We start from the raw sequence: 12,382 nt of genomic DNA on the forward strand, positions 1-12,382 counted from the left end.
AGCACACAAACAACGGCATGCTGTCGCCAGTTGACTATGAAACAGAACAGAAGAAAATGAGCGAGGTGGGCGTCTAGGAAACTAGGGGCACCTCATTAGTTCCGATTGGACCCACGCCGATCGAGATATTGTCGTATCCCCTCAACATGGAATTCTCGCTTCGCTACAAGAAGGCTCGCCCGATGTATTCGTTCGCGCTATTCAACTGGCGCGTCTTCCGGGCGGGAAGGTTCGTGTTGCGCAAGGAATTCGTCAGTTGACCTATGTGCATCTACTCTTACCGCGTCACGAGATCATTTACGCCAATGGTGTTGCCACTGAGTCGTTCTATCCCGGGCCTCAGTCAATTCAAACTCTTGCACCTTCGGCTCCGCCACTTGCCGTATTAAAGTATCTGTTTTTAAAGGATATTTTCGGAATTTTGGTTTTTCGTTCCCACACTTGTTCCCACATTTGACAATCGGTCGTTTGACCTAGCTGCCTTCTTCAATCATCTAAGTCGTCTTCCGACTCGCCAGTCACAAGGGCGCGTTGGCGTTCGCGGCTGATTTGGCCGTAGCTGCGCAGTGTCGTGAGAACGTCTTTGTGGCCGAGGTTTTGGGATGTTGCGATCAGTTCGGCAACAGAGGTGCAGGTTTTAGCGGCGTGGCGGGCGAGCATGTGGCGGAAGGCGTGTGGGCCAAAGGCTTGCAAGTTTGCAGCGGCGAAGGCTTGGTTGACGATTTTACGAACGGGTTCCGTACTTTTCCAGTGGCGACGCTGAAAGCCATTTGCTTTGAAGCCTGAGATGGCGTCTGCGGTTAGCGAGGTTGCTGGGAAAAGAGGATCATCGGGACCATAAAGAGCAGTTTCATCAAGGTGAAAGAGCCAAGCGGCCAAGACTGTTTCAGCTTCTTCAAACCCCTTTGCGAAGAACGTGTCGATGTCACTACCAAATTTTGTTGCCACTTCGCGCGGGTTTTGGTTGACGGATTTTTCGTCAAGATCAACGTGTTTGATGCGCAGTGAGATCAACGCAGCCACGCGGATACCTGTCAGGCAGAGAATGGCGAAGATTGCTTTGTCGCGTAGTTCGCGCGGTGTGCTTTCAGGCATCAACGATAAAGCGCGTTTGGCTTGTTTGATACTTGGTGCCGGGCGTGTTGGCGCGGCGCGCGCTTCGGCCTCATCGCGGCGGGACAGGTTAAAGTAATCGGCATCAGCTGTTTTTATGCGGCTTCGGAATCCGTCTTGCTGAGAAAGCCAGAGCGTGAACTCGCGCAGGGTCGCCATGGTCGCGCGGTTCGTGGATTTGCTCAGAGGCTTGCCCGCGTTGGTCTTGGCTTGCTCCAGATGCGCTCGGAATCCCATCGCCCATTCGATATGAAAGCGGGCAAAGTCCTTCCGTCCGTTCCAAGTGTCGAAGCGTTCCAACGCCGCAAGTTCGCGATCAAGGGTTTGTTCGGAAAGCTGCCTTGCGAACTTTCGATATTCAATGAAGCGCCGTTTGATGCGTTCGTTTTTCTCATTGGGTCGTTTTTTCATCGTGACCTCCTTTTTGAGTGTGAGAAAGAGGGTGCCAAAAGTCGTTCATTCGACATGGGCGCGAAGTGGAAGAACAAGGGGGCGTGTGGTTACCACTATAATGTTGGCTCATGCCGCTTAACTGTGAGCGCAAGAGTCCGGGAAATCACAGGGATACGTGCTTCGGTTATTGGCTTGGAAATGACCGTTTCGCAGACCTCGCAGAACGCCGTGAGTTTGACGCGGTTGCCTATGATCGTGCAATCCGCGAACCCTTCTGCGGCCTTGCGCGCTTTCTTGCAGCACACGCAATAGAACTCGTCTGACGCTGTTTTGACCTTCCGACCCTCACGCTGTTTTTTGATGAACTTGCTCAGATCATCGCCACGGATCAGGACGGGGCGTTCACCATCCATCACATGCAATCCCTGCTCAATCCAGTTGCGGATCGTCCGAGGTGAAACGCCGGAAACCTCCGCCGCCTCATTGATTGTATAACTGCGGAATAACTTGATCCTGCTCAGGCGCGCTTGCTTAGGCATAGCGGGCCTCTTACTCGCTCGTCTTTTGTTCGTTCTCTTTCAACCAATCGCGCAGCGCGTCGATGGTGATCAAGCGGCGTGTCCCAATTTTTGTGCTTTTGAGATCGCCAGATGAAAGCGCCGCATAGAGCGTCGTCCGTCCGATGCTGCAAAGCCGGGCGGCCTCATTGGGTGACACAGCAAGGATTTGGGCGGCTTGATGAAGAAGTTCAGGTGCGTTTGTCATGTCTCATTCTCCTTTGTAAGAGCATGAGCGGACGTTGCCGGACGCTGGGTAGTTCAAAAAAGAGATGAGGTTTTAGACCAGTTATGAACCCCTGCGCGCTTCTCTAATGTAGCGCTTGATTGCAGAGGCGGATGGTATGGGGCGGTTTGGAAACAAGGCCTCGAATACATCACGTACTTCGCCCGCTTCGGCATTGACGCCCACAACCGCCGCACCGTCGCGAATGCGGCCTTCAATCAAGGGCCTGAGCACATCGCCATGCACGCTTGGACGTCCACCGGGGTTCTTGCGAGGCAAGCCTGCCAAAACGCCGGGATCAGCAATAACGCGTAACGCGCCAGTCGTGAGGTTGATCTCGGCAAGTTCATCAAGCCGCACCGTCGGCAAACCGGCAATTGGCAAAGCGCCCTGAGCCGTCACTACCAGCCGCCATTCCGACCTGGCTTCACGCGCCAAGGCATGGTGCAATTCGCGCGCATTTTCTTCGGTTGCGAGGGTCGGGTGAAAGTACAACATCACCGCCGCAGCCTCGGTTTGGGCTGCGCCGATCCGCCACGTCTCGCCGTAAACGCTGGATGACTTGCGCTGACGACATCCGAGGGCTTCGGACAAGCGATCAATCAACTTTGGAACGTCTGGCGAAAACGCAGCCAACCGCGTGGGGTCAAGCTTCAGAAAGCCGAGGTCCGGGCAGTAATGTCCATACTCATCGGCTTCATAGACAACTGGCGCAGAATGCGGCGCGTCGCACTCATCGCAGACGACCGAGGCCAAAACGCCCGCCTCGCGCAGATACCCATGGCGGGCCAGAGCAGTTAGGCCATCGTCGCCGCCGTCAAAATCTGCGGATACCTTGCCGCCCTGGGCAATGATATCGCAAAGACGCGCCGCTGCGCTCACTCGACCACCTCAAACAACTCGGCTTTGGTCGGTGGTGGGTCCAACAACTGCCAGCGTTCCAAAAGATCGAAAACGAAAGCTCTCTCCGCTTCGGTCTTGTTCGGTACGCTCGTTGTGTTGGGTGTTCGTAGGGTCACTGTCAGAACATGGCCCCTTTTGCCGTCGCGAGGTGCTTTGAAAATGCGCAAGGTTGCCGCAACAATGTGCCAGCCTCCGGTCTGCAATGGCGACGCAATCCCAAACCGTCGTTTCAGAAATTGATAAAGCGTTTCATCTTCGCCGCGCTTTTCGACCATCAAAAATGCCCCTTCCGTTGACCGGAAAGACAGCGACGACACCTCTACACGTTCAATTCTATCCGCCGGTACGGTCGTCAATTCCGGCGCTTTGCGCAGCACTTCCAGACGAACATTGCGACGGGGTACTTGGACAGGCGGCGTGGACTGCGGCGCGAAGTGTTTTGAAAAGGCGCGCAGATATTTTTCGCGAATTTTGTGGCCACCTTTCGCGCAAATCTCGACGATCCGCTCCTTAGGGTCGCAAACTACGCCTACCTCAAGAACCTTTTGCCGTGTGTGCCGTTCAAGGCTGGTCTCGCCAAAAGCCAATTCGCTTTCGGCGTGGTCCTCGATATATATGGTCGCTTGGGTCAATTTCGTTTCTGCGTCAGTGGCCGGATCAATTCGGACGGGATGAAACCAATCCGCCTCGCGCTTTCGATGCGCGGGCAATTTCAGTATGCCGACCGTCTCTGCCAAGAATGCGTCTTTTGCGCTTTGCTGATCCAGAACCCAAGGCTTGCCATCATCGAGGAATTGGAAACGTGCCCATTGCTTGCCACCGGACTTGCGTAAGTAGGACGCCTGAACCTGAACTCGGTCGATCATCACGCGGTCAAATTGGATCGCTAGCATCAAAAGGATGTCTTCGACGCCCTCATAGCCCTCCAGATCGACGCCTTCCCCGGCGCAAACATGCTGCACGCCGCCTATACCATCGTCAGAGGCAAGTTCGGCCAAAAGCTCTAGCTCAGCTTTTACCGCATCTTGTTTTAGGTCGGGCAGGCCCGCAATTAGGGCTTCGATTGACCGTACAAGTGCTGCGCCGCGCCCGTCATTACTCCAATCGAAATCGCTTTCTGCATGAACGCCGCGCGCGGCTAGAAAAGCCCGTAACCGCGCAGAAGGTGATTTGCGAATAAAAGCACTAAATGACGCCATATCTTGAGCCCAATAAGATGACTTTACCGAAATATGGGGTTCGCAGACGTCCCGTGCAAGTTGTTTGCGTCCAGAAATGACGCTCAAAAGTGGCGCGGGCCATTGTGAACCGACAAACTCCTCTGCTACCTTTTGAATTAATCTAAATTGAAAGAACTCATTCACATGGCGCAAAATTCCCGCTCCGCTGATCTCGATTTTGCGGCTGATTTTTTTAAGCAGCTGACAAAATGCGGGGCGCACTGGAACCATCCGAATACAAGCACGTCGCCCTTGGCCTAATCTTCCTGAAATACATCTCCGAAGCCTTCCAAGCCAAACATGACGAGCTGGCCCAAGACGAGTTTGCCGACCCGGAAGACCCTGAGGAATACCTCGCCGAGAATGTCTTTTGGGTGCCTGAGGTGGCCCGGTGGTCCCACATCCAGCCAAACGCCCGCTCCGAGAACATCGGCAAGATCATCGACGACGCGATGGAGGCCATCGAAGCCGAACCCACCAACGAAACCCTCAAAGGCGTGCTGCCCAAGAACTATGCCCGCCCCACGCTGGACAAAACCATGCTGGGCGAGTTGGTGGACCTCTTCTCCAACATCAAAATGCATGACAGCGCCGACCGCGCGCGCGATCTCTTGGGCAGGGTCTACGAATACTTCATCAGCGGGTTTGCCAGCGCCGAAGGCAAGCGCGGCGGCGAGTTCTTCACACCCCGCTCCGTCGTCCGCACCCTCGTTGAGATGTTGGAGCCGTACCAAGGCCGTGTCTACGACCCCTGCTGCGGTTCGGGCGGCATGTTCATCCAGTCTGAGAAGTTCATCGAAGATCACGGCGGCAACCCGTTGAACCTGTCGGTCTATGGGCAGGAAATTAACCACACCACGTGGCGGCTGGCCAAGATGAACCTTGCCGTCCACGGCATCGACGCCGCCATCGAATGGGACAGCGCGGGCAGCTTCCACAAGGACGCCCATTCGGGGCTGAAAGCCGATTACATCCTCGCCAACCCGCCGTTCAACATCTCGGACTGGGGCGGCGACCGATTGGTCGAGGATGATCGCTGGCAATATGGGCCACCCCCCAAGGGCAACGCCAACTTCGCGTGGATACAGCACATCATCCATCACCTCGCCCCGCGCGGCCATGCGGGGGTGGTGCTGGCCAATGGCTCCATGTCCAGCCAAACCAGCGGCGAGGGTGAGATCAGGAAACGCCTGATCGAGGAAGACCGCGTCGATTGCATGGTCGCGATGCCGGGGCAGCTTTTCTATTCCACGCAAATTCCCGTCTGCCTGTGGATACTGTCACGGGACAAATCGGCCAACGGGTTCAGGGACCGGCGCGGAGAGGTGCTGTTCATCGACGCGCGCAGCATGGGCCATATGGTGGACCGGGTGCGGCGCGAGTTTTCGGGTGACGACATAGAGGACATCGCAGGTACCTACCGCCGCTGGCGCGCCAAGCCCGAGACGCTGGAGGAGAAAGGCTGGGAGGCCTATGCCGACGAACCGGGCTTCTGCAAATCCGAAACGCTGGAGACCATCCGCAAGTTCGACCACGTACTGACGCCAGGGCGGTATGTTGGGGCGGCTGATTTGGTAGATGACGGGGTGTCGTTTGAGGAAAAGTTTGCGGCATTGAGCAGCAACTTGATTGAGCAACTTGAGGAAGCGGACAGCCTTTCCAGAGAGATCAAAAAGCTTTTGGCTGGGACAGTGTCCAATGTCTGAACGCAGCACGGTTTCGCTTGGGGAAGTCGTGGATATTCTGACCGGCAACCCATTCAAAAGTGCGGAATATGAAGATGGGGAAGCGAACCCGAAACTCCTGAGGGGCGACAACATTGCTCAAGGTTCGCTGCGCTGGGAGAACGTGAAGCGTTGGCCAAAGAGCAAATCTGAAGGTTTAGATAGATATGAACTGAAAGCGGGCGATGTCGTCCTTGCGATGGACCGCCCTTGGATCGAAGCCGGGCTGAAATATGCGTGCTTGTCTGAGCACGACCTTCCCGCATTTCTTGTCCAACGGGTCGCAAGGATGCGAGGCACCGAGCGCCTGCGGACGGACTTCCTTCGCTACCTGATCGGGAGCAGAGCATTCACAGCCCATGTGCTGGGCGTTCAAACTGGTACAGCGGTTCCTCATATCAGCGCTGGTCAAATCAAGTCATACGAATTCGACTTACCATCACTTGAGGATCAAGAAAGCATCGCGGCATACCTCGGTTCCCTCGACGACAAAATCGAGCTGAACCGGCGGATGAATGAGACGTTGGAAGAGATGGCGCGGGCGTTGTTTCGGGATTGGTTTGTCGATTTCGGCCCCACTCGCCGCCAGATGGAAGGCGCAACCGACCCCGCCGCCATCATGGGCCACGCCTTCCCCCTCGAAAAAGCCGCCACCCTCGCCCCCCTCTTCCCCGCGAAGATTGGAAAAGATGGCTTGCCTGAGGGGTGGGACAAGCAGCCAGTCGGAGAGCTTTCAGAGATCGTTGGAGGCGGCACACCCAGCACTAAGACCGAGGAGTTTTGGGAAGGCGGAACGCATCTCTGGGCAACACCACGTGACCTATCGAAGCTGTCCGGTGTGTTCATTGGCAATACAGAGCGAAAGCTCACTGATGAGGGACTAGCGAAGGTCAGCAGCGGCCTCTCACCTAAAGGAAGTGTGTTGATGTCGTCACGCGCACCGATCGGGTATCTTGCAATCGCCTCTATTCCGGTCGCCGTGAACCAAGGCTTCATCGTGATGCGCCCGACGGATCAGTTCCCGACGCATTTCGCCAAGCTATGGTGCGAAGCCAACATGGAAACCATAGAATCAAACGCCAACGGCTCGACCTTCCAAGAGATCAGCAAAAAGAACTTCAAGCCGATCTTAGCAACTGTTTCTTCGACGGAGGTTATGGCCGCCTTCTCGAAGGTCGCGGGCCTGCTGTTTGATAAGTTGCAAGCCAACGAACAAGAAAACCAAACCCTCGCCGATATGCGCGACCTCCTCTTGCCCAAGCTCATGTCCGGCGAAATCCGCCTGAAAGACGCGGAGGCGTTGGTATGAGTGCGCTTTCACCGACCCTGCAAACTCTGCTGTGCCTTGGGTTCAAACCGGAAGAGCCTCAATACGGTATGCCTTGCGTCTCCTACGATTTGCCACACCTGCCGCTGACATGCTGCGACGGGGTCAGTAGGCATTTTCAGGAGGTCGTTCTGGTCTCTGGCGTCTTCAACAATGGTCGCACACTGTCCGGGATCAGCCACGAAATCCCGCCAAACCTTGAAACAGAAGAAAGTGCGGCGGCTTGGCTGGCCTATGCTCTCAAATCGACATTGAAGCAAATAAGCTCCGAACCTGAATGGGTCACCTTGGGGCGCGCTAATCAAATGCTGGTTCCAATGGTCGCGGAACAAGTGGCGTATCAGCAAAGACCTTTCTGTCTAATTGACGCGGATTTCGCGCGCATTCTTCGCAAACGTTTCGATACTTTGATTGTTGACGTTCCCGATGCGGTGCCATTGTCGGTTTGTTTTGATGGGTCATTGCTCCGGATAGCTGTTGCCGAAGATCGGCTCGAGGTCCCCGCTAGCGGCTCTCCGTGGAACGGTCGCATTGAAGTTGCTGAAGCGGCGCGCCTAGAGTTTCCCAAACGCATTTCCGACACTGGTGTCGATTTGGACTATTGGCAGGACCGTATGCGACTTGGCAATCGCGTCTTTCCGGCCACTTGGATTGAGGGTGCCGACCATGGCTGACTTAGGCCGCCTTGAACGCGTTGATCTGCGCGCGGAATGGACCAAGGAAGATCGCGACTTCACGCCTTGGCTGGCCCGAGAGGACAACATCGCGCTTCTTGGGGAGACGTTGAACATGTCGCTGGAGGTCGAGCAGGAAGAACGCCGCGTGGGGCGGTTCAGCGCGGATATTCTGTGCAAGGATACCGGCGCGACCGACGCGGGCTGGGTGGTCATCGAGAACCAGTTGGAAACCACGGACCATTCGCATCTGGGCCAAATTCTGACCTATGCCGCCGGGCTAGAGGCCAAGACCTGCATCTGGGTTGCGGCGAAATTTCACGAGGAACACCGCGCTACGATCGATTGGTTGAACGAGATTTCCAGTGACGAGTTCCAGTTCTTCGGTCTTGAGATCGAGCTTTGGCGGATCGGCGACAGCCCTGCTGCGCCGAAGTTCAATATCGTGGCCAAGCCCAACGATTGGAAGCGCGAAGTGGGCCGGACAGCGCGCTCGATGGAGCCTGCGAATTTGACCGAGACCAAGCGGCTGCAACTGGAGTTCTGGGAGGCGCTGAAAGATCGCCTTGCAGGGCATCCGACGCTGCGGTCGCAAAAACCCCTGCCTCAGCACTGGACGACGTTCTCCATCGGGCGGTCCGGGATGCACTTGGGAGCGATTGTGAATACTCGCGAAAACCGCATCGGAGTTGAGCTTTATCTGGGCGATGACAACGCGAATACCTATTTCGATCAGCTGGAACTCGACAAGAAGACCATCGAAGCGGAACTGGATTTCGAGCTAGTTTGGATGCCGTTGCCTGAACGGCGCGCCTGCCGGATCATCGGGTATCACTCAATGGACGACCTTTCGGAAAAGAGGCGCTGGCCGGAGCTGCAAGGGTGGCTGGTGTCAGCCTTGGAGCAGATGCAAAAGACCTTTGCAAGGCGGGTGAGAACTTTGACTAGTGAGGCGCTATGAGCTTCACCGAAGACCTCGTCGAACAAGTCGCCCTTGGTATCCTGCAAGAGCTTGGCTGGCGGTATGAAGCCCCTGTCTCCATCGCCCCCGATGGACCGGAGCGGCGGCGGGTGTCGAATGGGGATGTGGTTCTGCTGGGGCTTTTGGAGCAGGTCGCAAAGCGCCTGAACCCCGACATCCCCGACGAGGCCTTGCAGGCCGCGCTAAAACAGGTGCAGATCACCGAAACTCCCTCTCTGATAGGCGAAAACCGGCGCATCCATCGCCTGCTAGTCGATGGCATAGACGTGGAATACCGCCGCCCCGATGGCTCGATCAAGGGCGACAAGGTCCGGTTGATCGACTTTACCACGCCCTCGAACAACGACTTCATGGTGACGAACCAGTTCACCGTTGTTGAAAGCGGCCACAACCGGCGCCCTGATGTGGTGGCCTTTGTGAATGGCCTGCCGCTGATCGTCGTTGAATTGAAGAATGCCGCGAGCGAGACCGCGACGATTGAGGACGCCTTTAACCAGTTCCAAACCTACAAAGCGCAAATCCCCTCACTGTTCCGCACCAATGCGGCGCTGATTACTTCGGATGGGCTGCTCGCGCGGGTTGGCTCCCTGAGCGCCGGAGAGGACCGTTTCATGCCATGGCGTACGGTGACGGGCGCACAGGATGATTTCACGCCCGAAGGCCCGAAAGAGATGGACACGCTTCTGCGCGGCGTATTGCAGCCTGAACGGCTCTTGCAACTGGTGCGCGATTTCACGGTCTTTGGCGACAAAGGAGATGGCATTTTCAAGATCATCGGCGGCTATCATCAATTCCACGGCGCGCGGAAGGCGCTTGCAAGCGCTGTTGATGCTGTCAGCGTGGGCGGCGACCGAAAGGTCGGCGTGATCTGGCACACGCAAGGCTCAGGTAAGAGCTTTTTGATGGCCTTTTTTGCGGGGCTTCTGGTGCGCGCACCCGAGTTGCAAAACCCGACGATCCTTGTGGTTACGGACCGGAACGATCTGGATGACCAGCTTTTTGGCACGTTCTCGCTGTGCCGGGACCTCATCAGACAGACCCCAGAGCAGATCGAGGACCGCGAAGACCTGCGCGAAAAGCTGGATCGTCAATCCGGCGGCGTGATTTTTTCCACGCTGCAAAAGTTCTCTCCTATGGCGGGCGAGGAAGACTTCCCCATGCTCTCAGACCGGCGTAACGTCATTGTGCTGGCCGATGAGGCGCACCGAAGCCAATACGGCTTTGACGCAAAGTTAGATCGCAACACAGGAGCGCGGCGCTATGGTTATGCGCACTACTTGCGTCAAGCGCTGCCAAATGCCTCTTTCGCGGGCTTTACCGGCACGCCCATTGAGGCCGCTGATGTAAACACACCCGCCGTCTTCGGTGAGTATGTTGATGTTTACGACATTAGCCGCGCTGTTGAAGACAAAGCCACGGTTCCAATCTACTATGAAAGCCGCCTCGCACGTGTCGAGCTGGAACAGGATAAGCTGCCCGAGATTGATGCTGCCGTTGACGCGCTCTTTGACGACGAAACTCTCTCGGAACAGGAGAAGGCAAAGGCGAACTGGAGTAGCGTCGAGCGCCTTGTGGGTGCGCCTCCGAGGCTAGAGAAGGTCGCACAGGACATCGTAGACCATTTCGAAGACCGCGTGGAGGCGATGGCCGGTAAAGGCATGATCGTCTGTATGAGCCGTGCAATCTGCGTGGACCTTTACAACCGGATCACAGCGCTTCGCCCCGAATGGCATTCAGAGGACGATAAAGAGGGCGTCGTCAAAGTCGTCATGACGGGGTCTGCGTCTGACCCGCTGGATTGGCAACAACACATTGGCAGCAAAATGCGTCGTGACCTATTGGCGAAACGGGCACGTGATCCTGAAGACACGCTTAAATTGGTGATCGTGCGGGATATGTGGCTAACGGGTTTTGACGCGCCCAGCATGCATACGATGTACATCGACAAGCCCATGCGCGGTCATGGTCTGATGCAGGCCATCGCGCGCGTGAACCGCGTGTTCAAAGACAAGCCGGGTGGTCTGGTGGTCGATTACATCGGCATTGGCCAAAACCTGAAGAAGGCGCTTCAAAACTACACCGCAACAGACCGCGACCAGACAGGCATTGATGAAGAAGAGGCCGTCGCCACGTTTCAAGAGCTTGTCGAAAGGTGCCAAGATTTCTTCTCAGGCTTCGACTATAGAGCCGGGATCGACGGAGCACCTCAGGAGCGTTTACAGGCGCTCGCTGGAGCGATTGAATGGGCGCTGGAGAAGCAGAAGGCGCGCGCCGACAAGGAAACCGACGAAAAGTCCAAGAAGACCGAACTGAACTACTATGCCGATTTGATTGCCAATTTGTCCAAGGCGTTCGCCTTAGCCTCCGCCAGCGACTATGCGCAATCGGTCAAAGAAGAAGTGGGCTTTTTCCAAGCTGTGCGCGCAGCGCTTTCGAAATCCTCGCCAAAGACAGGTATGAGCAAGCGAGAGAAAGAGTTTGCCATTGGCCAGCTCATCTCAAACGCCATCGCCGATGCGAGCATCATCGACGTGTTGGCGGCGGCGGGCATGAAAACTCCGGAAATCTCAGTTCTATCTGAAGAGTTCTTGGCTGAGATACAAAACATGGAGCACAAGAACCTCGCATTGGAGGCGCTCAAGAAGCTGCTGGCAGGCGAGATCAAAGCGCGGGGGCAAAGGAATGTGGTAGAGGCCAAGGCCTTCTCAGAGCGCCTTGAGGCGGCTGTGGCCCGCTACCACGCAAATGCCATCACTAACCTTGAGATGATCCAAGAGTTGATCGACATGGCCAAAGACATGAAGGCCTCGATACAACGCGGCGATGACCTTGGGCTAACCGAAGAAGAATTGGCATTTTATGATGCTCTCGCGCAAAACGAAAGCGCAATGAACGTCTTAGGAAATGACGAACTGCGCAAAATAGCTCACGTGCTCGTCGAACAACTCCAGAAGAACGTCACCGTGGATTGGCAGCGCAAAGAAAGTGCCCGCGCCAAGCTAAGGATTCTTGTTCGGCGTATTCTAAAAAAATATGGATACCCGCCAGATTTAGCACCGGCAGCCATTAACTTGGTGTTGAGCCAAGCCGAAACGCTTTTAAGCTGGCAAGCTCCTCTTTAGCGGGCAGCAAATCACTTCGAAAAAGCAATGATGTTGTCTGTGTTACTCTGCGCCAAAGCGATCACAGTCCATGCCTGCATCAGCTTCCGCCGTTTAACGAACAGATCGGACCGTGCATAAGGGTAAGCTAATCCGCTATTG

General features: G+C 55.9%; 11 protein-coding genes. 6 read left to right on the top strand and 5 right to left on the bottom strand.

The features are described from left to right. Positions 1-127 precede the first annotated feature (127 nt). Positions 128-457 (top strand): Hint domain-containing protein, encoded by a 330-nt coding sequence (locus BUB72_RS19265; protein ID WP_425435155.1) that lies wholly within the window; start codon positions 128-130, stop codon positions 455-457. Between the two features lie 29 nt (positions 458-486). Here the strand turns inward: BUB72_RS19265 and BUB72_RS06085 are convergent, their stop codons facing one another. The 5 genes from BUB72_RS06085 to BUB72_RS06105 form a co-directional block, all read right to left on the bottom strand. Then, positions 487-1,524: a tyrosine-type recombinase/integrase gene (locus BUB72_RS06085; RefSeq protein ID WP_073141781.1), complete on the bottom strand. Its 1,038-nt coding sequence runs from the start codon at positions 1,522-1,524 to the stop codon at positions 487-489. Between the two features lie 95 nt (positions 1,525-1,619). Further along, positions 1,620-2,045, bottom strand: a complete 426-nt coding sequence (locus BUB72_RS06090; RefSeq protein ID WP_073141783.1) for a helix-turn-helix domain-containing protein — start codon at positions 2,043-2,045, stop codon at positions 1,620-1,622. Positions 2,046-2,055: 10 nt separating this feature from the next. Beyond that, complete coding sequence (locus tag BUB72_RS06095) at positions 2,056-2,271, bottom strand: helix-turn-helix domain-containing protein (protein WP_073141786.1); 216 nt, start codon at positions 2,269-2,271, stop codon at positions 2,056-2,058. Positions 2,272-2,352: 81 nt separating this feature from the next. Further along, positions 2,353-3,171, bottom strand: a complete 819-nt coding sequence (locus BUB72_RS06100) for a hypothetical protein (protein WP_073141788.1) — start codon at positions 3,169-3,171, stop codon at positions 2,353-2,355. Next, positions 3,168-4,391: a hypothetical protein gene (locus BUB72_RS06105; protein WP_073141790.1), complete on the bottom strand. Its 1,224-nt coding sequence runs from the start codon at positions 4,389-4,391 to the stop codon at positions 3,168-3,170. Before BUB72_RS06105 ends, BUB72_RS06100 begins: the two co-directional genes overlap by 4 nt. 230 nt (positions 4,392-4,621) lie before the next feature. Here BUB72_RS06105 and BUB72_RS06110 point away from each other — a divergent pair, with 230 nt between their 5' ends. From BUB72_RS06110 to BUB72_RS06130, 5 genes are read left to right on the top strand one after another with little or no spacing between them, the layout of a single operon-like run. Next, on the top strand, positions 4,622-6,118 hold the full coding sequence (locus BUB72_RS06110; protein WP_139250623.1) for a class I SAM-dependent DNA methyltransferase: 1,497 nt from the start codon (positions 4,622-4,624) through the stop codon (positions 6,116-6,118). Next, entirely contained in the window at positions 6,111-7,445 is a 1,335-nt protein-coding gene (locus tag BUB72_RS06115) for a restriction endonuclease subunit S (RefSeq protein ID WP_073141792.1), read from the top strand. The genes BUB72_RS06110 and BUB72_RS06115 overlap by 8 nt, the downstream gene beginning before the upstream one ends. Continuing rightward, positions 7,442-8,137 carry a hypothetical protein gene (locus BUB72_RS06120; protein WP_073141794.1) on the top strand — a complete coding sequence of 232 codons (696 nt, stop codon included), beginning with the start codon at positions 7,442-7,444 and terminating at the stop codon, positions 8,135-8,137. The genes BUB72_RS06115 and BUB72_RS06120 overlap by 4 nt, the downstream gene beginning before the upstream one ends. Continuing rightward, positions 8,130-9,098 carry a DUF4268 domain-containing protein gene (locus BUB72_RS06125; protein ID WP_073141796.1) on the top strand — a complete coding sequence of 323 codons (969 nt, stop codon included), beginning with the start codon at positions 8,130-8,132 and terminating at the stop codon, positions 9,096-9,098. The genes BUB72_RS06120 and BUB72_RS06125 overlap by 8 nt, the downstream gene beginning before the upstream one ends. Continuing rightward, positions 9,095-12,241, top strand: a complete 3,147-nt coding sequence (locus BUB72_RS06130) for a type I restriction endonuclease subunit R (RefSeq protein WP_073141799.1) — start codon at positions 9,095-9,097, stop codon at positions 12,239-12,241. The genes BUB72_RS06125 and BUB72_RS06130 overlap by 4 nt, the downstream gene beginning before the upstream one ends. Positions 12,242-12,382: the final 141 nt, after the last annotated feature.

The sequence above is a fragment of the Litoreibacter ascidiaceicola genome, from assembly GCF_900129235.1.
Lineage (GTDB): Bacteria > Pseudomonadota > Alphaproteobacteria > Rhodobacterales > Rhodobacteraceae > Litoreibacter > Litoreibacter ascidiaceicola.